The sequence below is a fragment of the Pseudomonas sp. TKO26 genome (assembly GCF_003225665.1).
Lineage (GTDB): Bacteria > Pseudomonadota > Gammaproteobacteria > Pseudomonadales > Pseudomonadaceae > Aquipseudomonas > Aquipseudomonas saponiphila.
Genome location: NZ_QKLN01000004.1, coordinates 345,450 through 370,162, shown reverse-complemented (window position 1 = coordinate 370,162; position 24,713 = coordinate 345,450). Strand labels below are relative to the sequence as shown.

Below are 24,713 nucleotides of genomic sequence, written 5' to 3'. Positions count from 1 at the left end.
CTGGACCGCCGCCGGATGGACGGCGGCTAGCGCGCCTTGAGCTTGGCGAACGACTGATGGAAGTCCGCGGCCCAGCCGTCGATGACGTTTTTCACGTCCTCGGCCTTCATCACCTGGCTGTCATTGGCCAGGGGCTTGCCGGTGCCCTTGCGCACCACCTGGGCGATCACCTTGCCGCTGCTGCCATCGAGAAACACCGCCTCGGTGCCGAGGGTGGTCTGCTGATCGCGAATCCCGGTGGCAGTGCTCACCGCCGCCGCCACCAGCGCCACGGGAATCACTTCATAAGGCTTCAGGCCTTCGGTCTTGCTGCTGACCGCAGTGATGGCCGCCCGTACCACCACCACACCCGGACCGGGGCCCTGAGCCAAAGGCAGGCTGCGCGCCGCCTCGCGCCTGAGGGCCTGGTCGTAGTACTGATTGATCGCATTGAGGGTGCTCTGGGGAATCTTCGCCGTGGCTTTGGGCTGAGGGTAGAACTGGGTGGGTTCGATGTAGATCGCCCGGTAGCGGCTGACATCCAGCTGGGGATCGACCCAGCGCATCACCTCCACCCCGGAGGGTGACTTGGCCTCCTTGAGGCGGCTGTAATCCTGGAGAAACCCGGAATACTCGTCGGGCTGAGTCAGGTTGCTGGAACAGCCGACCAGTGCCAGGGAGGCCAGGCACGCGGTGCCGATCATCAGTGCAAGCTTCATGGGTCACTCCTGTAGGTGAAGCAGCCAGGAACTGGCCAGGGGGAGTTACAGGTATAGCCAAGACGGGTTGGTGGGTGAGTGTTTTTTTGCCTCCCCCCGGGCGACCTGGAGCGCCCTCGTTCCTTCGAGGCCGTCAGCCAGGGGCATGGATCGAAGCCCCTTTCGCCGGCAAGCCGGCTCCTACAACAACCCGCGCACCACCTGCCTCCGTAGGAGCTGGCTTGCCAGCGAAGGCGCACGCTAGAACGCTACACGGCTCAAGTGCGCTGATAGAGGCAGTCGATCACGCAGTCGGTCATAGCGATTGGACAGCCCAACGGCGCGCTCCTACTCTTCACTCGCCGCGTAGTCGCCCTGGCCTCAAGTCCATGATTGTCCGCCCCAAGCCGAACCTGATCAGCATCCTCTTCGCCCTCAAGGGCTCGATCGCCAAGCGCATTGCCTTGCGCTGCGTGCTGATCACCCTGCTGGCCTCGGTCATCGTGCTGGTGGAAACCCTGCAACCCACCTACTTCTCCAAGGTCAACGCCACGCCCTTCACCCTGCTCGGGCTGTCGCTGTCGATCTTCATGAGCTTTCGCAACAACGCCTGCTACGACCGCTGGTGGGAGGGCCGCAAGCAGTTGGGCCAGTTGATCATCGACGTGCGCTCGCTGATCCGTGAAAGCCAGGTCATCGACGGCAATCCCGAGCGCGAGGGCCTGCTGCGTGACCTGTGCGGCTTCGCCCACAGCCTGATCGCCCGCCTGCGTCACGAAGACGAGGCCGCCGCCCTGCGGCCCTGGGCCCAGGCCGGCATCGACCCGCAACACCCGAACCTCACCGATAGGCAGTTGCAACGCATCGGCCAGCGCTGCTCGCAGTGGGCACAACAGGGGCTGATCAGCGAATGGCGCTACACCCTGATGGAAACCCGGCTGGTCAGCCTGAGCCAGGTCCAGGCCGCCTGCGAACGGATCCAGAACACCCCGCTGCCCTTCCCCTATACCTTGCTGCTGCACCGCACCATCTATCTGTTCTGCATCCTCCTGCCGTTCGCCATGGCCGAGCCCCTGGGCTGGCTGACGCCGATCTTCACCGCCATCGTCAGCTACACCTTCCTGGGCCTCGACGAGATCGGCAACGACCTGGAAGACCCCTTCGGCTACGACGACAACGATCTGCCTTGCAACGCTCTGTTGCGCGGTCTGCAGCGTGAAGTCCTGGCGGCCCTGGGACAGCGCGAGCTGCCGCCGGCGCTGGAACCGGTGGAATACCTGCTCAGCTGATTGCGGGTTTGACTCGGGCCGACTCCTGACCGAAGCTTGCGCCTTGCAAAAATCGCCAGCTTCCGGATTTCCCCATGTCACTGCCCCGTCGCTACCTGCTGATCAGCCTGTCGCTCGTCATTGCCCTGGCCCTGGCCTGGAACTTCCTGCGCAGCAGTCCGCCGGTGATCCCCGAGGCCATCAAGCACGGCTATGGCCCGGCCCTGGAAAAAGCCCGCAATGGCCAGCCCGGCGCGGCCCGGGTGCTGTACCAGCAACTGGCGCGCCCCGACCTCAGCGACTCGCAGCGCATCCGCCTGCTGGCGGTGCTGCCCAACTACCCCAGCCCGCAAGCCCTGAAACTGGCAGATGCCGATCTGCACCACGCCTCGCCGGCTGTGCGCAAGGCGGCGATCGACAGCGTGCTGGGCCTGGTGCCCAGCGGCCAGCGCAGCCTGCTGCTGGGGCCGCTGCTCGACGATCACGAGCAAAGCGTGCGCTTTGCCGCGGTGGACGCTCTGCTGGGCCTGTCCCCGGATGATCAGGGCCTGTATTTCGGCCCGTTGCAGCAGGTGATCGACGAATACACCCAGGTGCTCAAGACCCAGGGAGACAACGTCGACGCCCAGTACCAGCTGGCGCGCCTGTACCTGCACAACGCCGATCTGCTCAAGGCCCAGCAGACCCTGGAACAGGCCCTGCGCCTGGCGCCGGACAACCTGCAGGCGGTGGTGCTGCAGATCGAGGTGCTGGACAAGCAGGGCCAGAGCGACGCCGCCCGCCAATTGCTGGCCAAGCAACTGCAGGCCCAGCAGGACTCGGCCTACCTGCAACACGCCCTGGGCCTCTGGCTGCTGCACCATGGCCAGGGTGAATTCGCCCTGCTGGGCCTGTCCCGGGCCGTGGAGCTGGAACCCAACAACGCCGCCTATCGTTACGACCTGGCCACCACCCTGTACAGCCAGCAGGAGCTGGAGGCGGCGCAGAAGCAATTGGAAGAAATCGTCCAGCGCCAGCCTTACAACCGCAAGGCGCGGGTGCTCCTGATCAACTACTGGAAAGAAAGCGGCCAGTTGCAGAACGTCCAGGTGCTGCTGGCCCAGCTGGAGCAGCAGAACCCCGACGACCCGGCCCTGCAGCAAGGCCTGTAACCTTGCGGCCGAGCCTGAAAGGCTGCGAAGAGGCCCCCCTGGGCCTGGCGCGCCCTAAAGGCTGCTTAGTCTGCTACATCGGTATGCCGAGCAGGAACGGCCGGCAACGGGCCAAGATCGGGCCGCGATTGAACGTCCTGCTCATCACCGACGCCACCGGGCACGCAGCGGTCCGTGGCGGCTTTACCAAGCCCGGCATGCAACTGATCCAAGCCCTTTCCCTTCCACCGGCGCGGATCAAGCCAGCAGTTGCTGGATCTGTTCCTGCAGGCGGTTGAGGTCGAACGGCTTGGCCAGAATCGGCGCCTTGCGGGTGATGGGGCTGGCGCATTCGAGGATTTCATTGGGGTAGCCGCTGATGAAAATCACCTTGAGGTCCGGGCGCAGCTTCACCGCCGGCTCGGCGATCATCACCCCGGTAATCCCGCCCGGCAGCCGGTAATCGGTGATCATCACGTCCAGGTGCGGCTTGCTGGCGAGAATCTCGAACGCCTGCTCGCCATTCTCGGCCTGGAGCACCCGGTAGCCCAGGCCCGACAGGTAGTCGGCCAGAAGCATCAGGATCACCGGTTCATCTTCGACGATCAGTACGACGTCTTGTGCATCTTCACTCATGGAAAACCTTTGCTCGGTCAATTGCTGCCCCTTCGACCATTGGGTCACGCAGAGGTTGCGTGCAGATTACGCTTTTCGCGATTCCCGATGGCCTGGCGCGCTTCGCCGGCGAACCGGCTCCTGCAGTCAGGCCAGGGGCAGGCTTACGCGAAACCGCGCACCTTGGCCCAGGCGACTCTCGACAGCGATGGTGCCGCCGTGGGCGGTGACTATCTGTTCGGAAATAAACAGCCCAAGCCCGAGGCCCGCCGCCACGTGGCTGGCGCTGACGCGCTCGAACTGCTGAAAAATGCGTTTCTGGTTGTCTTCACTGATGCCGATGCCGTGGTCCTGCACCTCGACCCGGGCCTCGCCATCTTCGGCATAGACCCTGACTTCGATGGGACTCTTGGCCCCGTAACGCAGGGCATTGGTCAGCAGGTTGGAAATCACCTGTTCGATGCGGAACTCATCCCATTGGCCTTCCAGAGGCTGCTCGGCCTGCAGCGTCAGGGACGATTGCGCGGCTTCCACCTGGGGCGCGAAATTTTCCACCAGACCGCGCACCAGTTGCGCCAGGTCGAACCGCGATGGCCGGATCGACAGCTTGCCGGTACGGATGCGCGAGATGTCCAGCATGTCCTCGATCAGGCGGATCAGGCTTTTGATCTGGCGCTCGTCGCGATCGACCATGGCCTGCATCTTGTCCAGGCTGAAGGCCGCGGCGTTCTCCCGGGCCAGGTGCATCTTGCGCAGCTGGGTTTCCAGGATCAGGCCATTGAGCGGCGTGCGTACCTCATGGGCGACGATGGACATGAAGTCATCGCGCATGCGCACCGCCTGCTCCAGCTCGTTCTGGGTGGCCTGGAGCTTGTTGAGCAGCGCCTCCTGCTCGCGCCGGCTCTGCTCCAGGGCCTCGACCTGCTGCTTCATGGCCTTGCTCTGGCGGTACAGGTCGACGAAGACATTGACCTTGCTCTTGACCGCATGGACATCCAGCGGCTTGTGCAGAAAGTCCACCGCCCCGCTCTCGTACCCCTTGAAGGCGTAGTTGAGTTCGCGCCCGGCGGCGCTGACGAAAACGATGGGAATGTTCTTGGTCTTCTCGGTGCCACGCATCAGTTCGGCCAGCTCGAAGCCGTTCATGCCGGGCATCTGCACATCGAGAATGGCCATGGCGAATTCGTGCTGGAGCAGCAATGACAAGGCTTCGTCGGCCGATAGCGCCTTGTACACCGTGCGGTCCTCGCGCCTGATCAGCGCTTCCAGGGCCAGCAGGTTCTCCGGCAGATCGTCGACGATCAGCAGCTTGGCTTGAATATTACTTAACATGCGATTCGTTCCAGCTCGGCGAGCAGACGGCTGATGCCGCGCAAAGGGAGGATGTAGTCCGGTTGCTGCAGGGCCAGGGCCGCTTCCGGCATGGTGGAGACATGGGCTTCACCGGGGTCCTGGACAATGGTCAGCCCGCCCTGGCGCTTGACCTCGACCAGGCCCTGGGCGCCGTCCTGATTGGCCCCGGTCAACAACACAGCCACCAGGTGCTCGCCGTAGGCGTCGGCGGCGGACTCGAACAGGTAATCGATGGCTGGACGTGAGTGATGCAGGCGCTCCTCCTGGCTCAGGGACAAGGTGCGGTCCTGCTCCACCGACAGATGGTAGCCGGGAGCCGCGAAGTACAGGGTGCCTGGAACGATCGACTCCTTGTCGTCGGCCTCCTTCACCCTCAGCGCCAGGCGTCGGTCGAAGATGTCGGCCAATTGGCTGCGACGCTCGTCGGGCAGGTGCAGGACCACGATCACCGGCAGGCTGAAACCGGCGCTGATTTCATTGAACAGGCTCAACAAGGCTTCGACGCCCCCTGCGGAGGCGCCGACCACCACCGCCTCGACCCGAGGCCGGCGATGGGGCGCGTCAATTTCCTGGCTCATGTCTTGCGGTAGATCCGTTCTTGTTTGACCAAGGGTTCGAAATGCTTGCCATAGGCGGAAAACTCCAGGGTTTCCTTGCTGCCCAGCACCAGGAAACCACGGTGACAAAGCGACTCATGGAACAACCCAAAAGCCCGATCCTGCAATTTTTTATTGAAATAAATCAATACGTTACGACACGAAATTAATTGAGTTTCGGAGAAGACACTGTCCGTCGCCAGGCTGTGGTCGGCAAAGGTCACGTTCTCGCGCAGGGTCTTGTCGAAGATCGCGTAGTCGTAGGCCGCGGTGTAATAGTCGGCAAAGGAGCGCTGGCCACCGGCCTGCTGGTAGTTGTGGGTGTAGGCCCGCACGTTCTCCAGGGAGAAGATGCCTTGCTTGGCCTTTTCCAGGGAGCTGGGGTTGATGTCGGTGGCATAGATGATGGTGCGTTCCAGCAACCCCTCTTCCCGCAGCAGGATGGCCATGGAGTACACCTCCTCGCCGGTGCTGCAGCCGGCGATCCAGATCTTGATCGACGGGTAGGTCTTGAGCAGCGGCACCACCTCCTGGCGGATGGCCAGGAAGTGCGACGGATCGCGAAACATCTCGCTCACCGGAATGGTCAGGAACTGCAGCAGTTGCATGAACGCGGTCGGGTCGTGCAGTACCCGCTCCTGCAACGCGGAAATGGTCTTGCATTCGAACTGGCGCAGGGCGTGGTTGACCCGGCGCTTGATCGAAGCGCCGGAGTAGTCGCGGAAGTCGTAGCTGTATTTCAGGTAGATAGCTTCGATCAGCAAACGCAGTTCGATCTCGGTATTACGCTCCACTAAATTCGTTCCATCTTCGGTAGCCACACGCGGATAAGGGAAAACAGCCGGTCAAGGTCGATGGGCTTGGCCAGGTAGTCGTTGGAGCCGGCCTGCAGGCAGCGCTCCTGGTCGTCCTTCATGGCCTTGGCAGTGACCGCGATGATCGGCAGCTTGCGCCAGCGCGGGTCCTTGCGGATCTGCACCGTGGCTTCAAAACCGTCCATCTCCGGCATCATCACGTCCATCAGTACCAGATCGATGTCCTCGATTTCATTAAGCCTGGCAATCGCCTCATGGCCGTTACGGCCGATCACCACCACCGCGCCCTTGTGTTCCAGGGCGCTGGTCAGGGCGAAGATGTTGCGCACGTCATCGTCCACCAGAAGAATCTTGCGTCCCTCGAACACCTTGTCGCGGCTGCGGGCAGTCTTGAGCATCTTTTGCCGCTCATGGGACAACTGGGATTCGACTTTGTGCAGAAATAACGTCACTTCATCCAGCAGGCGCTCCGGCGAGCGAGCGCCCTTGATGATGATCGAGCGCGAATACTTGCGCAGCTCGGCCTCTTCGTCCCGGGTCAGGTTGCGCCCGGTGTAGACGATCACCGGCGGGAAGGAGCAGATGTCCTCGGTGGACATGCGCTTGAGCAGGTCGTTGCCGAGCATGTCCGGCAGCTTGAGGTCGATGATCATGCAGTCGTAGACGTTCTCGCGCAGCAGGTCCAGGGCATCCTGGGCCAGGCCCACGGCGGTGATCTCGATGTCGTCGTCACCGATCAGGCGGGCAATGCTGTCGCGCTGCAAGTCGTCGTCCTCCACCAGCAGCACGCGCTTGACCTTCTGGGTCAGCTTGGCTTCGAGACGGGCGAACACGTCCTTGAGCTCCTCGCGGGTGGTGGGTTTCACCGCGTAGCCCACGGCGCCCATGTGCATGGCCGCCTCCACCCGGTCTTCCACGGAAATCACGTGCACCGGGATGTGCCGGGTCTGGGGGTGTTCCTTGAGCCGCTGCAGCACCGTGAGCCCGGAATGGTCGGGCAGGCGCATGTCCAGCAGGATCGCATCGGGGACGAACTGCTCCGCCAGGCTGAAGCCTTCGTCGGCGCCGTGGGCCACCAGGCAGTGATACCCCAGTTCGTGTGCCAGATCGAAGAGGATGTGCGCAAAGTTCGCCTCATCTTCCACCACCAGGATGCAGCGTCCGCTGAAGGGCGCCTTGTCCCGGTCATCGATGAATCGCGGGATATCGACAGCGGCTGTCTCGGTCGGCGCCGGCGCCATGCTCGCAGGCTGCGCCGGTGCCGCCGGCAACGGCGCCGGCTGGGCCACGATCAACGGCTGCGCCGCCTCGTTGTAGTACTCCGGCAACACCAGGGTGAAGATGCTGCCACGCCCCGGCTCGCTGCTGACACTGATGGAGCCGCCCAGCAAGGTCGCCAGGTCCCGGGAAATCGACAGCCCCAGGCCGGTGCCGCCATAGCGCCGGCTGGTGGTGCCGTCGGCCTGGCGGAAGGCTTCGAAGATACTCTGCTGCTGGTCCTGGGCAATGCCGATCCCGGAATCCTGCACGGCAAAGGCGATGCCCGTCCCCGGCTGCACGGAAACGCTCAGGCTGACCTGGCCCTGTTCAGTGAACTTGATCGCATTGGACAGCAGGTTCTTGAGAATCTGCTCGACCCGCTGGCGGTCGGTGAACAGCATCTGCGGCACCCCAGGCTGCAGTTGCACCCGAAACTCCAGGCCCTTGTCCACGGTCAACGGCTGGAACAGGTTGCGCAAGCCATCCACCAGGCGCGACACGCTGGCGTTTTCCGGACGCACTTCGAGCTTGCCGGCCTCGACCTTGGAAATGTCCAGGATGTCGTTGATCAGGTTCAGCAGGTCATTGCCGGCGGAGTAGATCGATTCGGCGAACTTGACCTGTTCGGCAGTGAGGTTCTCCTGGGGGTTTTCCGCCAGCAGCTTGGCCAGGATCAACGAACTGTTGAGGGGCGTGCGCAACTCGTGGGACATGTTGGCGAGGAATTCGGACTTGTACCGGCTGGAACGCTGCAACTCCTCGGCGCGCTCTTCGAGCTGGGTCTGCGCCTCGTTCAACTCGTTGTTCTTGCGGTCCATGGCGTCGCGCTGCTCGGCGAGGATCTGCGCCTGTTCGGCCAGGCGTTCGTTGGTCTGCTCCAGCTCCACCTGCTGGGTTTCCAGGTGCACCTGGGACTCCTTGAGAATCCGCGACTGCTCCTCCAGCTCTTCGTTGGCGGTCTTCAACTCTTCCTGCTGCACCTGCAGCTCTTCGTTGAGCTGCTGGGTTTCGGCCAGCACTTCCTGCAGGCGCTGGCGATAGCGCGCAGCCTCGATGGAGGTACCGATATTGCCGGCAATCAGCTCCAGCAACTCGACATCGCGTTCGCTCAAGGCCCCCAGAAAGCCCAGCTCGATCACGCCGTTGACCCGATCGTCATCCCGGGTCGGCACCACCAGCACGCTGTGCGGCGCGCCTTCACCCAGGCCGGAGCTGACCTTGAAGTAATCGACCGGCACATTGTCCAGGCGGATCAGGCGCTTGTGTTGCGCGGCCTGCCCCACCAGGCCTTCGTCACCATACAGCGACTGCTCCTGCTGCTCCTGCTCCCGGGAGAAGCCGTAGGACGCCACGCGCTTGAGGCTGCCGTGGTCTTCGCGCACATACAGCGCCGCTACCGGCGTCCCCAGGTACTGGGCACAGAACTGCAGGATGTTGCGCCCCAGCAGGTTCAGGCTCGGTTGCCCGAGCATCTGTTCGGCCAGCTCGCTCTGGCCGTTGCGCAGCCAGGCCTGCTGCTCCAGGCGCCGCGCGCTCTGGTCCTGGGCCTCAAGGTTGTCGCTGTAGCTTTTCGACAGTGCCAGCAGGTCGCGGCGGCCGATGTAGGCCAGCAGGCCACTGATGCCGACCACGAACAGCAGGTACAGGATCACGCTGAAAATGGTCGTGCGACTGACGTCTTCATTGCGTTCCAGGCGCAGTTGCTGCTCCATGACCACCGCGTCGTCGTACTCCTTGCGGATCTCGTCGGTCAGGCGCTTGCCACGGCCGGCCTGTACCGCGCCACGGTAGTCGCCGTTCTCCCGCCGCAGCTCGATCATGCCCTGGGCGAAGTTGTTCCACTCGGCCTGCAGGGCTTCCAGGCGCTTGAGCCGGTCCACCTGCTGCGGGTTGTCCTTCACCAGTTCCTGAAGACTGCGCAGCTCGCTGACGATGCGCGGCTTGGCCACTTCGTAGGGGTCGAGAAAGTGCTCGTCGCCGGTGATCAGAAAACCGCGCATGCCGGTTTCCAGGTCGATGGTCAGGCGCGCCGCCTCGTTGAGGTTGTTGATCACCCGGTCAGTGTGCTGCACCCACTGGATCACCGAGAGCAGGTAGGTGATCAGGGACACGAAAAAAACCGCGCTGAGCACGCCCACACCCAGGGGCAGGCTGATATTGCGGGTTAGCAGCTTGCGAAAACTCTGTTCATCAATCGAAGTCGGACGAATCATTTGATGGACCTGGACGCCGGTAAAAAAAACGAAGTTTGCCCCACATTCGGCCATTGCAGCTATTTTTTATAACCGCTGGGTTCACAACTGCAATTGAAGCTGCGCTGGAACAAAAGAAGCGGTTATTCTTGCCGAGGCTTGTACAAGAGCATTTTTTTGTACAGCTTCGGGAACTTGTGGCCAGCCGCCACTTACTGATGCACAAGGCCGCCTGTAACGCCGCCCCGCCGAATTCATTTTTTGAGAGTGTCCTTATGCCCGCCAGCGCTTCCACCATCCTAGTCGTCGAAGACGATGCCATCGTGCGCATGTTGATTGTCGATGTTCTCGAAGAGCTCGAATTCAATGTCCTGCAAGCCGATGGCAGTGACGCCGCGCTGCACCAGCTGGAAGACCGGGAACAAGGCATCGACCTGCTGATGACCGATGTCGGCCTGCCCGGCATGAACGGCCGCGAACTGGCCGAGCGGGCCCGACAGTTGCGCCCGCAATTGCCGGTGCTGTTCGCCAGCGGTTACGCCGAATCCATCGAGGTGCCGGCCGGCATGGCGGTGATCGGCAAGCCCTTCTCCATCGATCAGTTGCGGGACAAGGTGCGCAGCATCCTCGGCTGATCCGCTGGCGGCCGGCTGTGGTTTAATGGCGACCTTTTTTTGCCCCCGCCTGCCAGGAATGCCCGCTCATGAGTCCCTCCGCCGCAACCAAAGTCCTGATCATTGGTTACGTCTGGCCAGAACCCCGCTCCTCCGCCGCCGGCGGGCACATGATGCAGATCCTCCAGAGCTTTCTCGATCAGGGTTGGGAGCTGACCTTCAGCAGCCCGGCCAACGAGGGCGAGCACAAGGAGGACCTGGCGGCGCTGGGCATCCGCGAGTGCCCGATCGAACTCAACAACAGCAGTTTTGACCGCTTCGTCGCCGAACTGGCGCCGGATATCGTGCTGTTCGACCAGTTCATGATGGAAGAGCAGTTCGGCTGGCGCGTCGAGCTGCACTGCCCGAATGCCCTGCGGGTCCTGGAAACCTCGGACCTGCAATGCCTGCGCCACGCCCGCCACCAGCGACTCAAGGATCACCTCAAGGCCGGCGCCGACGAGGATGACTGCAGTGCCCTGTTTCGCCGGGCGCCGCTGGAAGAGTTCCGCCACATGGCCGACACCGACCTGGCCAAGCGCGAGATCGCCGCCATCTACCGCTGCGACCTGAGCCTGATGATCTCCGAAGTGGAGATCGACCTGCTGGTGCAGCAGTTCCGCCTGCCCCCGGCCCTGCTGCACTGGTGCCCACTGATGCTGGACCGGTTGCCCGACGCGTTCACGCCTTTCGAACAGCGGGCGCACTTCCTCAGCATCGGCAATTTCCGTCACGCACCGAACTGGGACGCCGTGCTCTGGATGAAAAACCGCGTGTGGCCGCTGATCCGCCAGCAACTGCCCGGCGCGCAACTGCAGCTGTACGGCGCCTACACCCCGCCCAAGGCCGCGGCGCTGCACAACCCGGCCCAGGGCTTTCACATCATGAACTGGGCCGAAGACGCGCTGCAGGTGATGAGCGCGGCGCGGATCTGCCTGGCGCCCCTGCGCTTCGGCGCCGGGATCAAGGGCAAGCTGCTGGACGCCATGCTCTGCGGCACCCCCAGCGTGACCACCCCGGTGGGCAGCGAATCCATGTCCCAGGACGACCTGCCGTGGCCGGGGGCCGTGGCCGAATCCGCCAGCGCCCTGGCGACGGCGGCGGTGCGCCTGTATCAGGACCAGGCGTTGTGGAACCAGGCCCAGGCCGCGGGAGCCCGCCTGCTGGAGGCGCGCTACCGCCAGCAGCTCCACGGCCCGGCGCTGATCCAGCGCCTGCAGCAGTGCCGCCAGCACCTGGAACAGCAGCGCCGCGACAACTTCACCGGCGCCATGCTGCGCCACCACCATCACAAGAGCACCCAATACATGGCGCAGTGGATCGAGGCGAAGAACCGCCCGGCTCCCTGACCCTGCCGCCCTCAGCGCAGGAGCCGCGCAATCCTCTGGGAGAGAACCGGTTTGCCGGCGAAGAGGGGCGCAAGGCATGTGCTGAACGGACCGGCGTTTTCGCTGGCAAGCCAGCTCCTACTGGTGCGCGGGAAGGCCGCGAGGCATTATCGGGCGGGCCAACAACAAGAACTGTCTTCCGCCATGAGCCGACCCGGCAAGATCACCGACCCTTCCTATGAATTGATGGACGACCACAACGGCCTGTCGATCATCTATCGCCAGCACGGCTTCCCCAGCCCACTGGTGCGCTGGCATTTCCACAAGGAGTACGAGCTGCACCTGATCGTCGCCAGCGCCGGCAAGGTGTTCATCGGTGACTACATCGGCAACTTCTATCCGCACACCCTGTTCCTCACCGGCCCCAACCTGCCCCACAACTGGATCAGCCAGGTAGCCGAGGACGAAGTGGTGCCCAAGCGCGACATGCTGGTGAACTTCACCGACGAACTCTTCGACAGCGGCAGCCAGGTCTTCAGCGAACTGAAGAACCTCAGCCCCCTGCTGGAGCGGGCGCAATACGGCATCGAGTTCCGCTGCCCGCGAACCATTGCCCAGGCCCTGCCGCTGATGCAGCGTATCGCCGACTCCAGCGGCATCAGCCGTCTCGGCCACTTCTTCATCCTCATGGAACTGCTGGCGGCCTGCGACGACTACCAATTGCTGTCCAGCGCCACCCGCGGGCAACTGGCGGATGAGCACAGCGTCGACCGCACCAACCGCGCAGTGGACTACATCTTTGCCCACTACGCCCGGGAACTGCCCCTGGAGGAAGTCGCCGAATACCTGGGGATGAAAGCCAGCTACTTCTCCCGAGTGTTCAAGCAAGCCACCGGCCGCTGCTTCATCGAGTTCGTCAATCGCCTGCGCATCAGCAAATCCTGCGAACTGCTGGCCGCTGGCGACAAACCGGTGACCGACGTGTGCTTTGAATCGGGCTTCAACAACATTTCCAACTTCAACCGCCGCTTCCAGCAACTCAAGGGCATGACCCCTTCCCATTACCGGCGCCTGGCGGTGCAACGCCTGACCGAGCAGAACCACGGCTGAACCGGCCCGCAACCTCCCGCAAAAACCCTGCGCAATTCCACCTGTAGGAACTGGCTTGCCAGCGAAGGCGCCAGCCCATTCAACGCATCTCTTGCGTCTCTCCTCGCCAGCCGCCCCATGCGGGATGGAGACGGGCGCAACCCCCCACTCCAGAAGTAAACAAATCTCGTTCAGCTTAGGTTCAGCGGATGCTAATCATCTTCATTTAGCAATGAGTATCATTATGTTACAAATTACTTCCCTACCCATTGTTCCGCCGGTGCTGAATGCTCGTTCCATTTCTGATCATGCTGCGCGAAGGGATTGAAGCCGCGCTTATCGTTGGCATCATCGCCAGTTACCTGAAACAGACCGGCCGCGGCCAGTGGATGCCCGCGGTGTGGATCGGGGTGTTCCTCGCCACGGCCCTGGCCCTGCTGGTGGGCGGCGCTCTGCAACTGATGAGCGCCGAGTTCCCGCAGAAACAGCAGGAACTGTTCGAAGGCATCGTCGGCCTGGTGGCCGTGGGCATCCTCAGCTCCATGGTGTTCTGGATGCGCAAGGTGGCCCGCTCGATCAAGCACTCCCTGCAGGCCTCCCTGGACCAGGCCCTGACCGGCTCCCGGCATCAGGTCATGGCCCTGATCGCCATGGTGTTCTTCGCCGTGGCCCGGGAAGGCCTGGAAACCGTGTTCTTCCTGCTGGCGGTGTTCCAGCAGAGCGAAGGGCCTGGCGCGCCCATCGGCGCCCTGCTGGGCCTGATCGCCGCAATCATCGTCGGCTTCCTGATCTATACCGGCAGCATGCGCCTGAACCTCGGGGCGTTCTTCCGCTGGACCGGGCTTTTCATCCTGCTGGTGGCCGCCGGCATCCTCGCCAACTCGGTGCAGGCCCTGCATGAAGCCGGGATCTGGAATCACTGGCAGACCGTGCTCTTCGACTTCAGCGCCAGCCTCCCCATGGACGGTCCGCTGGGCTCGGTGCTGGCCGGCATGTTCGGCTACCAGGACGCCCCTCCCCTCAGCACCCTCGGTGCCTATGGGCTGTCCCTGACGGTGCCCCTGGCGCTGTTCTTCCTGCCCGCCCGCAGCGCGGCCAAGGCGCCCGCCCCGACCTCTTCCGTTTCCAGTCAGTAAGGCTCCCCCATGACCCAGCAAGCCTCTCCCCAGGCCTCGCCACCCCGCGCCTTGCCCTGGGCGGTTGCCGGCTCGGTGATCGTGATGATCGCCGCCGGCGGGCTGTTCTATTACGCCGCGCAACTGGCCGCCGACCAGCGTCAGGCGCACCAGGGCGAAGTCACCGTGACCATCCACCCCAAGAGTTGCCAGCCCAACGCCCTGACCGTTCCGGCCGGACACGCCAGCTTCCGCATCGTCAACCGCTCGGATCGCGCCGTGGAATGGGAAATCCTCGACGGCGTGCTGGTGGTCGAGGAACGGGAGAACATCGCTCCGGGCCTGAGCCAGGTGATCAACGCCAACCTGCAACCGGGTGACTACAGCATCACCTGCGGGCTGTTGAGCAACCCGCGCGGCACCCTGCATGTGACGGCCACTGCCGAGTCCGATGCCCAGGCCAAGGCCGGTCCCTCGCTAGTGGCCTTTGTCGGCCCGCTGTCGGAGTTCCGGGTCTACCTGAGCGTTTCCGGCAGCGCCCTGGTCAAGGCGGTGAGCGCCTTGCAGCAAGCCATCGACGCCGGCGACCTGAAACAAGCCCAGGCCCTGTACCTGCCGGCCCGTGCCGCCTATCAGCGCCTGGCCCCCGCGGCCCAGCGCCTGGCCGAGCTGGACAACGCCATCAATGCCCGCGCCGACTACTTCGAGCAGCGCGAACAGGACCCGGGCTTTCGCGGCTTCCATCGCCTGGAATACGGCCTGTTCGAACAACGCGACCTGGCAGGCCTGGCCCCGGTGGCACAGGGCTTGTCCAACGACGTGGCCCGCCTCAAGGAGCAGTTGCTGGCCCAGACCCTGGCGCCGCAACAGCTGGTCGGCGTGGTGGCGCGCAACATCCGCAGCCTGGCCGAGCAGCGAGCCGGCAGCGGTGAAGAGGAACGCTACAGCCACAGCGACCTCAACGGTTTTACCGCCAACCTGGAAACCACGCGCAAGGTCATCGACCTGCTGCGCCCCTTGCTGAGCAAGTCCGCCGCCCCCTTGCTGACCCAGGTGGATGGCGCCAACCAGGCCCTGGCGGCCCGCCTCGACAGCCTGCGCCAAGGCTTCGGCTATGTGGACTACGACCGCGTCAGCGCCGCACAACGCCAAGACATCGCCGACAAGGCCCAGGCCCTGGCCGATGCCCTGGACACCATCGACCCCGCCCTCGGCCTTTCCGGCCTGTAACCAGACGAGCCCTTCATGAACGATTCAGATCAAGCCAACCCCTCCTTCAGCGCCCAACGCCGGCGCGTACTGCTGGGCATGGGCGCCGCCGGCGTGGCCCTGGCCGGCAGCAGCCTGAGCTGCCCGGCCATGGCCGCCGCACCGGCCCAGGGCGCCGAAGCCCCGAGCAGCGACCGGACCCTGGATCGTCACGACTTCCACGGCCAGCACCAGAGCGGCATCGTCACCCCACGTCCGACGGCGGGCATGCTGGTGTCCTTCGATGTACTGGCCAGCGACCGTGACGAACTGGAGCGGCTGTTGCGCACCCTCAACCAGCGAATCGCCTTTCTCATGAGTGGCGGTCCGGTAAGCCAGGTCGACCCGAAACTGCCGCCCCTGGACTCCGGCATCCTCGGCCCGGTGGTAACCCCGGACAACCTGACCATCACCGTGTCGGTGGGCGCCTCGCTGTTCGATGAACGCTTCGGGCTGGCCGCGGCCAAGCCCAAGCGCCTGACGCGCATGCAGGGATTCCCCAACGACGCCCTGGAGCCGGCCTGCTGCCACGGCGACCTGAGCCTGCAGTTCTGTGCCAACACCGCCGACACCAACATCCACGCCCTGCGCGACATCGTGAAGAACCTGCCCGACCTGCTGCTGGTGCGCTGGAAGCAGGAAGGCAGCGTGCCGCCCCAGGCCCCGGCCAAACCCGGCGAGCCGGCGCAGAGCGCGCGCAATTTCCTGGGCTTTCGCGATGGTTCGGCCAACCCCGACTCCAATGATCAGCAGGCCATGCAGCAGATCGTCTGGGTCCAGCCCGGCAGCGACGAACCGGCCTGGGCGGCCCATGGCAGCTACCAGGCGGTGCGGATCATCCGCAACTTCGTCGAACGCTGGGACCGCACCCCGCTGCAAGAACAGCAAAGCATCATCGGCCGGATCAAGAGCAGCGGCGCGCCCATGGATGGCCAGAAGGAAAGCCAGGTGCCCGACTACAGCAAGGACCCCCACGGCAAGCTGACCAAGCTCGACGCGCACATCCGCCTGGCCAACCCGCGCACCGCGCAAACCCGGCAGAACCTGATCCTGCGCCGTCCGTTCAACTACTCCAACGGCGTCAACAAGAACGGCCAGCTGGACATGGGCCTGCTGTTCATCTGCTACCAGGCCGACCTGGAAAAAGGCTTTATCGCAGTCCAGAGCCGCCTCAACGGCGAACCCCTGGAGGAGTACCTCAAGCCCACCGGCGGCGGCTACTTCTTCACCTTGCCGGGAGTCAGCGGCGCAGAGGACTTCATCGGCCGCTCGCTGCTCGACGCCACCCGAGCGACCACCACGGCCTGACACCCCCAACACCACCACCCCCACGGAAACGTCCCATGAAAAAGTCGCCTCTCGCTGTGTTGCTGACCCTTGGCTTGCTCCACGCTCCACTGTCGGCGTTCGCCGCCACCGCGCCCCTGGAACTGGTGGGGCCGATCTCCGACTACAAGATCTACGTCACCGCACAGCTCGACGAACTGGCCAGCCACACCCAGCAGTTCACCGACGCGGTGAAACAGGGCGACCTGGCCACCGCCAGGAAGCTCTACGCGCCGACCCGGGTCTACTACGAGTCGATCGAGCCGATCGCCGAACTCTTCAGTGACCTCGACGCCGCCATCGACTCGCGGGTCAATGACCATGAGCAAGGCGTCAAGGCCGAGGACTTCACCGGTTTCCACCGCCTGGAGTACTCACTGTTCTCGGAAAACAGCACCGAAGGCCTGGGGCAACTGGCCGACGGCCTGAACAACAACGTCAAGGACCTGCAGAGCCGCGTCGCTGGCCTGACCTTCCCGCCGGAAAAGGTCGTGGGAGGCGCCGCCGCACTGCTGGAAGAAGTGGCCGCGACCAAGATCTCCGGTGAAGAGGACCGCTACAGCCACACCGACCTGTACGACTTCCAGGGCAACATCGACGGGGCGAAGAAAATCGTCGACCTGTTCCGCGGCCAGATCGCCAAGCAGGACCAGGCCTTTGTCGCCAAGGTGGACAAGAACTTCGCCACGGTGAACGGCATCCTGGCCAAGTACAAAACCGCCGACGGCGGCTTCATGACCTACGACAAGGTCAAGGACAACGACCGCAAGGCCCTGGTGGGCCCGGTCAACACCCTGGCCGAGGATCTCTCGACCCTGCGCGGCAAACTGGGCCTGAACTGAACCCGACGCCCACGCTGCCGCACCGCTGCCCCCAGCACCCCTCGTAGGAGCTGGCTTGCCAGCGAAGGCGTTCTTGAGCTCAACCCGCCTCAAGGCCTTCTTCGCCAGCGGCAGCATCACTGATGCAGATAAGACTGGGCTGTGACGCGTTATCCCGATAACGTTCACGGCCCAATCGCTTTCATGGAAGACCCAGCATGTCTCGCCCTTTAGCGGCCAGCGCGCCGCTGACTGCCACGCCCTTCTCGCTCTTGCCGCTGATGGCCGCCTACATGGCCTGCACCATGTCGATGATGGCGTTCGTCTCGCTGATCGGCCCGATCTCCCGGGCGCTGCGCCTGGAGACCTGGCACGCGGGCGCCGTGGTCACCGTTTCCGGGGTGGTCTGGATGCTCCTGGCGCGCCCCTGGGGCCAGGCCAGCGACCGCTTCGGCCGGCGCCGGGTCCTGCTGCTGGGCACCGCCGGTTTCACCCTCGCCTACTGGGCCCTGTGCCTGTTCATCGATCTGTCGCTGCAAAGCCTGCCCAGCGTCGCCATGGCCTTTTTCGGCCTGATGCTCGGACGCGGCCTGATCGGTGCCTTTTATGCGGCGATTCCGGTGGGCGGCTTCGCCTTGATCGCCGACAACGTCGAACCCGAGCATCGCGCCCGGGCCATGGCCACCCTCGGCGCGGCCAACGCCGTGGGCCTGGTGGTCGGTCCGGCGGTCGCCGCGCTGCTGGCCCACTACAGCCTGAGCCTGCCCTTCTACGCCATGGCGGTGCTGCCATTGCTGGCGTTTCTGGTGCTGCGCTACAAGCTGCCGCGCCAGGAACTGCACCTCAAGCACGCCCCCAGCCGGGTGCCCTTGAATGACCCACGGCTGTTGCGACCGATGACCGTGGCCTTTGTCGCCATGCTGTGTGTGTCCATCGCCCAGATCACCGTCAGTTTTTACGCCATGGATCGCCTGCAACTGGACCCGGCCGCCGCGGCACAGACCGCCGGGGTGGCCCTGGCCATGGTCGGCGTGGCGCTGATCTGCGCCCAGCTGGTGGTGCGCAAGCTGGAATGGCCGCCATTGCGGATGATCCGCTACGGCGCGCTGCTCTCGGCGCTGGGCTATGCCGGCAGCATGCTGGTGGACAGCGCCTGGGGCCTGTGGCTGGCGTTCTTTGTGTCGGCGGCGGGCATGGGTGGGGTGTTTCCGTCGTTCTCGGCCCTGGCGGCGAATGCCGTGGAGGCCTCGGAACAGGGCGCGACCGCGGGCAGTATCGGCGCCGCCCAGGGCTTGGGCGTGGTCATCGGGCCGCTGGCCGGCAGCCTGATCTACGCCATCGAGCCGCGCCTGCCCTACCTGCTGGCGGCGGTACTGCTGGTGCTGATTGCAATCTGGCCAGCCCCGCCACGCACAAACCGCTAGCCGCCGCCCCAGGCTGGGGAGCGCCGCGCTGGAGATTGCCAGGGGGCCCACGACCCTGGGCCCAGGGTCGCGGCGATGGGTTACAGCATGCGGTAGAGCAGACGCTCGATACGCACGCGGCTGACCCGGCGCAGGAACTTGCTCACGGCCTCGGGGTAATCCACCAGGCTTTCCAGGTACTGGAAGTGCTCGATGCGCCGGGTGTGGCGATAGATCAGCGCCTGTTCGGCGCTGCGCGCTTGCAGCAACTGGCCCTTGGGGTCGTCCAGCAACAGGGCGTTTTCCAGATCCAGGCGAAACGCCCGGGGGTTGAGGTTGTTGCCGGTGAGCAAGGTGTAGCGCTCATCGACCCACATCCCCTTGAGGTGATAGGTGTTGTCGCCGTCACGCCACAGGTGCAGGTTCAACTGGCCGCTGTCGATCACTTTCTGATGCCGCTTGGCGAAGCGCCGCAGGCTGATCTCGTACAGGTACGGCAGCGCCGCGATGACCTTGAACGGCTCGCTGGGCGGGATATAGAAATCGTTGGCGGTCTTGTCGCCGACGATGATGTCGATCTTCACCCCGCGCTCCAGGGCCCGGTTGATTTCCCGGGTCACCGGTAGTGGCAGGTTGAAATATGGCGTGCAGATGGTCAGCTGGCGCTGGGCGCCGGCGATCAGCTCGCAGATCACCCGGTTCAGCGGGTTGCCCTTGCCGACCCCGAGCAATGGACTGACCGAAAGCTCGCTCTTGTCCAGGCTGCCGGCGGTGGTGTCGTAGGTGGCGTGCTTGAGACGGCTGCGCAGATCGCCAATGTCGTTGCGCAGGCTGCGGGTGCTGGGCAGGTTCGGCAGGTCCAGGCGATGCACCGCCCGCGACGCCACCAGGCCGTGCTGCACCAGGTGCTGCATGGAATCGGCCAGGGCCTGGTTGTGCAACAGGTGGTAACGGTCGAAGCGGTACTTGTCGAACTTGTGCAGATAGACGTTATTCAGGCTGGCGCCGCTGTAGAGCACGCAGTCGTCGATGACGAAACCCTTGAGGTGCAGCACCCCGAACAGCTCCCGGGTCTGCACCGGCACGCCGTAGATCGGCACTTCGCTGGCGTGGGTGCGGGTCATTTCCTGGTACCAGGCCGAATTGCCCGGCTGTTTGCCGGCACCGATCAGGCCGCGCTGGGCCCGCAGCCAGTCGACCACGACCACCACGTCCAGCTCCGGGCGGGCGGCCTTGGCGGCGTGCAGGGCATCCAGGATCTCCTGGCCGGCTTCGTCCTGTTGCAGATACAAGGCAACGATGTAGATGCGCCGGCTGGCCTGGGCGATTTGCTCCAGCAATGTGCGGCGAAATTGTGCAGCACCGGTCAGCGTGGTGAAGGCCTCGGCGGCCAGCGGAAAGCTGCGCAGCTTGGGCAGCAGGGAACGTTTGAAAAGCGACGGCATAGGGCTCGCAGTGGCTCAAATCCAAAGAGCGCAAGAGCTTACACCATGCAACAGGCTGAGTCCCCTGCCGGACATGTACAAGGCCACTCCCCCGTCCTGAACAGCTAAGGAATCTTCGGATGCTGCGCAAGACCTGATGACGCCTTCGCTGGCGAGCCAGCTCCTACATGGCGGGGGAAATTCGATGGTCAATAAAATAATTATTTGACCAAGGAGAACGATCGTTCTACTCTTTGCTCCATGAACGAAATTACTCCCTCTGAAACACGTGACATCATCCTCGATGTCACCGAGAAAATGATCTACAAGAATGGCATTGCCGCCACCGGCATGGATTTGCTGGTGAAAACCGCCGGGGTGTCGAGAAAGAGCGTTTATCGCTACTTCAGCACCAAGGACGAACTGGTGGTGGCCGCCCTGGAACGTCGCGACCAGCGCTGGATGCACTGGTACAGGACTGAAGTGGGCAAGGCCGCGGGCACCGCACAACGGCTGCTGGCGCTGTTCAGCGTACTCAAGGACTGGTTCGAGTCCGAAGGTTTCCGCGGCTGCGCCTTTATCAACACCAGCGGCGAAACCGGCGATCCACTGGACCCGGTGCGCCAGGTGGCGAAACAACATAAACAGAAACTGCTCGATTACGTGACCGAGCTTTGCCAGGAACATGGCGTACAACATCCCGATGAGTTGGCAGCGCAACTGCTGATCCTGATAGATGGCGCCATTACCGTTGCCCTTGTCATGGGCGATCACAGTGCTGCTGATAATGCGCAATGCATGGCGCGAAAGTTATTGGACCTCTGATTGTTTTAAATAAGAGCAACTTCTTTGTTTGAACAGCAACTTTCATTGGAGACAGATCATGTCGTCTAACGCTCAAGTGCGCCCGCCCCTTCCGCCTTTCACTCGCGAGTCGGCGATTGAAAAGGTCCGTCTGGCCGAAGATGGCTGGAACTCCCGGGACCCGGAACGGGTATCCCTGGCCTACACCCTGGATACCCAATGGCGCAACCGCGCCGAGTTCGCCCACAACCGCGAAGAGGCCAAGGCCTTCCTCGCCCGCAAATGGGCCAAGGAGCTGGATTACCGTCTGATCAAGGAACTCTGGGCCTTTACCGACAACCGTATCGCCGTGCGTTACGCCTATGAATGGCACGACGACTCCGGTAACTGGTTCCGCTCCTACGGCAACGAGAACTGGGAGTTCGACGAACACGGCCTGATGGCCCGGCGTTTCGCCTGCGTCAACGACATGCCGATCAAGTCAACCGAGCGCAAGTTCCACTGGCCCCTGGGCCGGCGCCCGGATGACCATCCAAGCCTTAGCGACCTGGGCCTGTAACCCGGCCCAAGGTTCTTTTACCTAGCGCACCCGTCGTAGGAGCTGGCTTGCCAGCGAAGGCGTCCTCAAGCCCTGCACCGAGGCCAAAGGCCCTTTCGCCGGCAAGCCGGCTCCTACAAGGCAATCTCGCGCAACAAGCCTTGCATCGGGCTGGTGAACCGCGTCGCCGGCAAGCAAGGCGCCGTTCAAGCCGCCGCTTCTTGCTCCTTGAGCCGGGCCTGGGCTTCCAGCTCGCGCACCAGGGGCAATACCCGCTTGCCGAAATATTCCACCTCTTCCTGGAAATGCAGGAACCCCGCCAGCACCAGGTCCACCCCCACTGCCTTCAGGTCGACGATGCGCTGGGCAATCTGTTGTGGGGTGCCGATCAGGTTGGTCTTGAAGCCGTCGTTGTACTGCACCAGATCCTCGAAACTCGACTTGGCCCAGTTGCCCTCGCCTTCGGGCGAGGCCTTGCCGGCCTGCCTGGCGGCGTCACCAAAGGCGTTCACCGCCTCCGGGTCAGCCTGCTCGATGATTTGCGCCAGCACCGCCTGTGCCTCTTCATCGGTATCCCGGGCAATCACAAAGGCGTTGACACCGATTTTCACCGAGTGCTGGTTGGCCGCCGCCTTGGCGCGGATGTCGTCCACCTGGGCCTTGATGCCTTCAACGCTGTTGCCATTGGTGAAGTACCAGTCCGAAACCCTGGCCGCCATGTCCCGCGCCGCCCGCGAACTGCCGCCCTGGAAGATCTCCGGCCGGCCCAGGGGCTTGGGTTTGAGGCTGTAGTTGTCAAAACGATAGAAGTCGCCCTTGAAGGTGAAGTGGTCCTGGCTCCAGATGCCCCGCAGGGAACGGATGAATTCCTCGGAACGGCGATAGCGCTCGTCGTGCTCCAGCCAGTGTTCGCCAATGGCCTGGAACTCGCCCTTGAACCAGCCGCTGACGATATTCACCGCGATCCGGCCGTTGGTCAGTTGATCGATGGTGGCCAGTTGCTTGGCCGCCAGCGCCGGCTGCCAGGGCCCGGGCAGAATCGCCGCGATCACCTTGAGCTTGCTGGTGGCAGCCAGCAACGCATGGCTGAAGGCCACCGACTCGTGCTGGTACTCGGCGCCGTAGCCGGCGGTGAAGCGGATCTGGGTCAGGGCATATTCGAAGCCGGCCTCCTCGGCGATCTGCGCCAGTTTGCGGTTGTAATCGATGCCCCAGTGGGTGCGCTGCTCGATCTTGCTCACCACCAGACCACCGCTGACGTTGGGCACCCAGTAGGCAAATTTCACGGCTTGCTGACTCATGGCTCGGTCCTCGGGACAGATAAAGGTGCGATCACCAGAGCAGCAAGCGTGCCAGGGACCGTCGGTGGCCCGGTTTCGATGTGCCCCCGGCGCTTCGAAGATCGCGCTGGAAGCGCGCCCAGCCAAGCCTGCCGGACCTCTGGCGGTCGGCGCCTGCACATTGGAGTCCTGGGTTGGCCGTGGCCTCTAGCCGTGGCGAGCGCGCCACCGAAACACTGCATAAACAGACGATTTGTTGATGAACTGTTGCCCGGACAACAGTTGACTGGCCCCGCCATGAGCCCAGCCCCAGGCAGACCGGGCTGCGGGATGTCGGCATGCTGTGTGCAAAGAGCTGCAAAGAGCTGCCCAGACACCCACTGTTTTTTCTGCCGAACCCAGGAGCTACGCCATGACTGAACACCAGGTAATCAATCCATTGTCCCTGGGGGTCGATTACGAGCCTCTGGCCGAGCGCTTCCGACCGATCTTCCAGCGCATCGCCGCCGGAGCCGTGGAGCGCGAGCACAGTCGCACCTTGCCGCATGAACCCATCCAATGGCTCAAGGAGGCCGGTTTCGGCGCCCTGCGAGTGCCCGTGGAATATGGCGGCGGCGGTGCCTCCCTGCCCCAGTTGTTCCAACTGCTGATCGAGCTGGCCGCAGCCGACGCCAATGTGCCCCAGGCCCTGCGCGGGCACTTCGCCTTTGCCGAGGACCGCCTCAACGCCCCACCTGGGCCGGGTCGGGATCTGTGGTTCAAGCGCTTTGTCGAGGGCGATATCGTCGGCTGCGCCTGGACCGAAATCGGCGCGGTGGAGATTGGCCAGGTGATTACCAAGGTGACGCCGGACGGCGAAAAATGGCGCCTCAACGGCGAGAAGTTCTACAGCACCGGAAGCATTTTCTCCGATTGGATCGACGTCTACGCCCAGCGCAGCGACACCGGCGGCGATGTGATCGCGGCGGTGCGTACCCGCCAGCCGGGGATCCAGCAGAGCGATGACTGGGACGGTTTCGGCCAGCGCACCACCGGCAGTGGCACCTCGCGCTTCAACGACGCCGAAGTCGAGGCCGAGAACATCATCGATTTCGCCACCCGCTTCAAATACCAGACCGCCTTCTATCAACTGGTGCTGCTGGCGACCCTGGCCGGGATCGGCCGCGCCGCGCTGCGCGATGTGGCCCACGAAGTGCGGGTGCGCAAGCGCATCTACAGCCACGGCAACGCGCCCCAGGTCAGCGCCGACGCCCAGGTGCAGCAAGTGGTGGGCGAGATTGCCGCCCTGGTGTATGCGGCCGAAGCCGCGGCGGTCCGCGCGGCGGCACCGGCGCAACAGGCCTACCTGGCGCGCTTTGCCGGGGATGAGGTGCAGGAACGAGCGGCCAATGTGGCGGCGGAAATCGAATCGGCCACGGCCCAGGTGGTGGTGACCGAACTGATTCAGCGCACCACCAGCGAACTGTTCAACGCCCTCGGCGCCTCGGACATTCGCCAGGGCAAGGCCCTGGACCGGCACTGGCGCAACGCGCGGACCGTGTCTTCGCACAACCCGGTGATCTACAAGGCGCGGATCGTCGGCGACTGGCAGATCAACGGCAACGAGCCGCCCTTTGTCTGGCAGATCGGCAACGGTCCGCAGAGGAGCAGCAGCTAGTAGCAAGCGGTAAGCGGTAAGCGGTAAGCGGTAAGCGGGGTCGGCGCTGGTGGCGATATTGTCCAGCGCCGCTTTGCCACTTGGCGCTTGGAGCTGGCGGCTTGCAGCTTTAAGATGGCGG

At 63.8% G+C, this 24,713-nt stretch carries 21 protein-coding genes and 1 pseudogene; 14 read left to right on the top strand and 8 right to left on the bottom strand.

The features are described 5' to 3' along the window. Positions 1-26: 26 nt before the first annotated feature. Positions 27-698: a DUF3313 domain-containing protein gene (locus DNK59_RS08780; protein ID WP_110722962.1), complete on the bottom strand. Its 672-nt coding sequence runs from the start codon at positions 696-698 to the stop codon at positions 27-29. A 368-nt stretch (positions 699-1,066) separates the two neighbouring features. On the opposite strand from DNK59_RS08780, the gene DNK59_RS08775 reads away from it, so the two are divergent. The 3 genes and pseudogenes from DNK59_RS08775 to DNK59_RS32075 form a co-directional block, all read left to right on the top strand. Next, positions 1,067-1,966, top strand: a complete 900-nt coding sequence (locus tag DNK59_RS08775) for a bestrophin family protein (protein ID WP_110722961.1) — start codon at positions 1,067-1,069, stop codon at positions 1,964-1,966. A gap of 74 nt (positions 1,967-2,040) precedes the next feature. Then, the gene (locus DNK59_RS08770) at positions 2,041-3,096 is read left to right on the top strand and encodes a lipopolysaccharide assembly protein LapB (RefSeq protein WP_110722960.1); all 1,056 of its coding nucleotides are present in this window, start codon (positions 2,041-2,043) and stop codon (positions 3,094-3,096) included. A gap of 65 nt (positions 3,097-3,161) precedes the next feature. Further along, a pseudogene (locus tag DNK59_RS32075) lies at positions 3,162-3,374 on the top strand (hypothetical protein); the annotation flags it as partial. On the opposite strand, the gene DNK59_RS08765 reads toward DNK59_RS32075, so the two are convergent. The 5 genes from DNK59_RS08765 to DNK59_RS08745 all read right to left on the bottom strand — a co-directional run bounded on the left by DNK59_RS08765 (position 3,334) and on the right by DNK59_RS08745 (position 9,927). Then, complete coding sequence (locus tag DNK59_RS08765) at positions 3,334-3,711, bottom strand: response regulator (protein WP_092314518.1); 378 nt, start codon at positions 3,709-3,711, stop codon at positions 3,334-3,336. The pseudogene DNK59_RS32075 and the gene DNK59_RS08765 overlap by 41 nt on opposite strands. 126 nt (positions 3,712-3,837) lie before the next feature. Continuing rightward, positions 3,838-5,022 (bottom strand): hybrid sensor histidine kinase/response regulator, encoded by a 1,185-nt coding sequence (locus DNK59_RS08760; protein ID WP_092314516.1) that lies wholly within the window; start codon positions 5,020-5,022, stop codon positions 3,838-3,840. Further along, the gene (locus DNK59_RS08755) at positions 5,016-5,621 is read right to left on the bottom strand and encodes a chemotaxis protein CheB (protein WP_110722959.1); all 606 of its coding nucleotides are present in this window, start codon (positions 5,619-5,621) and stop codon (positions 5,016-5,018) included. The genes DNK59_RS08760 and DNK59_RS08755 overlap by 7 nt, the downstream gene beginning before the upstream one ends. Continuing rightward, on the bottom strand, positions 5,618-6,433 hold the full coding sequence (locus DNK59_RS08750; RefSeq protein ID WP_016964143.1) for a protein-glutamate O-methyltransferase CheR: 816 nt from the start codon (positions 6,431-6,433) through the stop codon (positions 5,618-5,620). The genes DNK59_RS08755 and DNK59_RS08750 overlap by 4 nt, the downstream gene beginning before the upstream one ends. Further along, positions 6,433-9,927, bottom strand: coding sequence for a response regulator (locus tag DNK59_RS08745; RefSeq protein WP_110722983.1), 3,495 nt, complete (start codon positions 9,925-9,927; stop codon positions 6,433-6,435). Before DNK59_RS08745 ends, DNK59_RS08750 begins: the two co-directional genes overlap by 1 nt. Positions 9,928-10,181: 254 nt before the next feature. Here DNK59_RS08745 and DNK59_RS08740 point away from each other — a divergent pair, with 254 nt between their 5' ends. The 8 genes from DNK59_RS08740 to DNK59_RS08705 all read left to right on the top strand — a co-directional run bounded on the left by DNK59_RS08740 (position 10,182) and on the right by DNK59_RS08705 (position 18,910). Then, positions 10,182-10,541, top strand: a complete 360-nt coding sequence (locus tag DNK59_RS08740) for a response regulator (RefSeq protein ID WP_092314512.1) — start codon at positions 10,182-10,184, stop codon at positions 10,539-10,541. Between the two features lie 68 nt (positions 10,542-10,609). Beyond that, complete coding sequence (locus DNK59_RS08735; RefSeq protein WP_110722958.1) at positions 10,610-11,908, top strand: glycosyltransferase; 1,299 nt, start codon at positions 10,610-10,612, stop codon at positions 11,906-11,908. A gap of 183 nt (positions 11,909-12,091) precedes the next feature. Beyond that, positions 12,092-12,997, top strand: a complete 906-nt coding sequence (locus tag DNK59_RS08730) for an AraC family transcriptional regulator (protein WP_110722957.1) — start codon at positions 12,092-12,094, stop codon at positions 12,995-12,997. A gap of 266 nt (positions 12,998-13,263) precedes the next feature. Next, a complete protein-coding gene (gene efeU, locus DNK59_RS08725; protein ID WP_110722956.1) occupies positions 13,264-14,112 on the top strand; it encodes an iron uptake transporter permease EfeU in 849 nt (282 codons plus the stop codon). 9 nt (positions 14,113-14,121) lie between these two features. Beyond that, the gene (efeO, locus tag DNK59_RS08720) at positions 14,122-15,321 is read left to right on the top strand and encodes an iron uptake system protein EfeO (protein ID WP_110722955.1); all 1,200 of its coding nucleotides are present in this window, start codon (positions 14,122-14,124) and stop codon (positions 15,319-15,321) included. 15 nt (positions 15,322-15,336) lie between these two features. After that, complete coding sequence (gene efeB / locus DNK59_RS08715) at positions 15,337-16,647, top strand: iron uptake transporter deferrochelatase/peroxidase subunit (RefSeq protein ID WP_110722954.1); 1,311 nt, start codon at positions 15,337-15,339, stop codon at positions 16,645-16,647. A 35-nt stretch (positions 16,648-16,682) separates the two neighbouring features. Next, entirely contained in the window at positions 16,683-17,507 is an 825-nt protein-coding gene (efeO, locus tag DNK59_RS08710; RefSeq protein ID WP_092314500.1) for an iron uptake system protein EfeO, read from the top strand. A 197-nt stretch (positions 17,508-17,704) separates the two neighbouring features. Beyond that, positions 17,705-18,910: an MFS transporter gene (locus DNK59_RS08705; RefSeq protein WP_110722953.1), complete on the top strand. Its 1,206-nt coding sequence runs from the start codon at positions 17,705-17,707 to the stop codon at positions 18,908-18,910. Positions 18,911-18,990: 80 nt separating this feature from the next. Here DNK59_RS08705 and pssA read toward each other — a convergent pair whose 3' ends face one another. After that, the gene (gene pssA / locus DNK59_RS08700; RefSeq protein WP_092314496.1) at positions 18,991-20,334 is read right to left on the bottom strand and encodes a CDP-diacylglycerol--serine O-phosphatidyltransferase; all 1,344 of its coding nucleotides are present in this window, start codon (positions 20,332-20,334) and stop codon (positions 18,991-18,993) included. Between the two features lie 240 nt (positions 20,335-20,574). Here pssA and DNK59_RS08695 point away from each other — a divergent pair, with 240 nt between their 5' ends. Together DNK59_RS08695 and DNK59_RS08690 are read left to right on the top strand one after the other, a co-directional pair. Further along, on the top strand, positions 20,575-21,138 hold the full coding sequence (locus DNK59_RS08695) for a TetR/AcrR family transcriptional regulator (RefSeq protein WP_110722952.1): 564 nt from the start codon (positions 20,575-20,577) through the stop codon (positions 21,136-21,138). A gap of 58 nt (positions 21,139-21,196) precedes the next feature. Next, positions 21,197-21,676: a nuclear transport factor 2 family protein gene (locus tag DNK59_RS08690; RefSeq protein ID WP_092314492.1), complete on the top strand. Its 480-nt coding sequence runs from the start codon at positions 21,197-21,199 to the stop codon at positions 21,674-21,676. A 185-nt stretch (positions 21,677-21,861) separates the two neighbouring features. Here the strand turns inward: DNK59_RS08690 and sfnG are convergent, their stop codons facing one another. Next, positions 21,862-22,956 (bottom strand): dimethylsulfone monooxygenase SfnG, encoded by a 1,095-nt coding sequence (gene sfnG / locus DNK59_RS08680; RefSeq protein WP_110722951.1) that lies wholly within the window; start codon positions 22,954-22,956, stop codon positions 21,862-21,864. A 391-nt stretch (positions 22,957-23,347) separates the two neighbouring features. Here sfnG and DNK59_RS08675 point away from each other — a divergent pair, with 391 nt between their 5' ends. Then, positions 23,348-24,592, top strand: coding sequence for an acyl-CoA dehydrogenase family protein (locus tag DNK59_RS08675; RefSeq protein WP_110722950.1), 1,245 nt, complete (start codon positions 23,348-23,350; stop codon positions 24,590-24,592). The last annotated feature ends 121 nt before the right edge of the window (positions 24,593-24,713 follow it).

Bases quoted from the DNA above. Each gene is read 5' to 3' on its own strand.
- DNK59_RS08780 (WP_110722962.1), bottom strand. From the start codon at position 698: ATGAAGCTTGCACTGATGATCGGCACCGCGTGCCTGGCCTCCCTGGCA.
- DNK59_RS08775 (WP_110722961.1), top strand. From the start codon at position 1,067: ATGATTGTCCGCCCCAAGCCGAACCTGATCAGCATCCTCTTCGCCCTC.
- DNK59_RS08770 (WP_110722960.1), top strand. From the start codon at position 2,041: ATGTCACTGCCCCGTCGCTACCTGCTGATCAGCCTGTCGCTCGTCATT.
- DNK59_RS08765 (WP_092314518.1), bottom strand. From the start codon at position 3,711: ATGAGTGAAGATGCACAAGACGTCGTACTGATCGTCGAAGATGAACCG.
- DNK59_RS08760 (WP_092314516.1), bottom strand. From the start codon at position 5,022: ATGTTAAGTAATATTCAAGCCAAGCTGCTGATCGTCGACGATCTGCCG.
- DNK59_RS08755 (WP_110722959.1), bottom strand. From the start codon at position 5,621: ATGAGCCAGGAAATTGACGCGCCCCATCGCCGGCCTCGGGTCGAGGCG.
- DNK59_RS08745 (WP_110722983.1), bottom strand. From the start codon at position 9,927: ATGATTCGTCCGACTTCGATTGATGAACAGAGTTTTCGCAAGCTGCTA.
- DNK59_RS08740 (WP_092314512.1), top strand. From the start codon at position 10,182: ATGCCCGCCAGCGCTTCCACCATCCTAGTCGTCGAAGACGATGCCATC.
- DNK59_RS08735 (WP_110722958.1), top strand. From the start codon at position 10,610: ATGAGTCCCTCCGCCGCAACCAAAGTCCTGATCATTGGTTACGTCTGG.
- DNK59_RS08730 (WP_110722957.1), top strand. From the start codon at position 12,092: ATGAGCCGACCCGGCAAGATCACCGACCCTTCCTATGAATTGATGGAC.
- efeU (WP_110722956.1), top strand. From the start codon at position 13,264: ATGCTCGTTCCATTTCTGATCATGCTGCGCGAAGGGATTGAAGCCGCG.
- efeO (WP_110722955.1), top strand. From the start codon at position 14,122: ATGACCCAGCAAGCCTCTCCCCAGGCCTCGCCACCCCGCGCCTTGCCC.
- efeB (WP_110722954.1), top strand. From the start codon at position 15,337: ATGAACGATTCAGATCAAGCCAACCCCTCCTTCAGCGCCCAACGCCGG.
- efeO (WP_092314500.1), top strand. From the start codon at position 16,683: ATGAAAAAGTCGCCTCTCGCTGTGTTGCTGACCCTTGGCTTGCTCCAC.
- DNK59_RS08705 (WP_110722953.1), top strand. From the start codon at position 17,705: ATGTCTCGCCCTTTAGCGGCCAGCGCGCCGCTGACTGCCACGCCCTTC.
- pssA (WP_092314496.1), bottom strand. From the start codon at position 20,334: ATGCCGTCGCTTTTCAAACGTTCCCTGCTGCCCAAGCTGCGCAGCTTT.
- DNK59_RS08695 (WP_110722952.1), top strand. From the start codon at position 20,575: ATGAACGAAATTACTCCCTCTGAAACACGTGACATCATCCTCGATGTC.
- DNK59_RS08690 (WP_092314492.1), top strand. From the start codon at position 21,197: ATGTCGTCTAACGCTCAAGTGCGCCCGCCCCTTCCGCCTTTCACTCGC.
- sfnG (WP_110722951.1), bottom strand. From the start codon at position 22,956: ATGAGTCAGCAAGCCGTGAAATTTGCCTACTGGGTGCCCAACGTCAGC.
- DNK59_RS08675 (WP_110722950.1), top strand. From the start codon at position 23,348: ATGACTGAACACCAGGTAATCAATCCATTGTCCCTGGGGGTCGATTAC.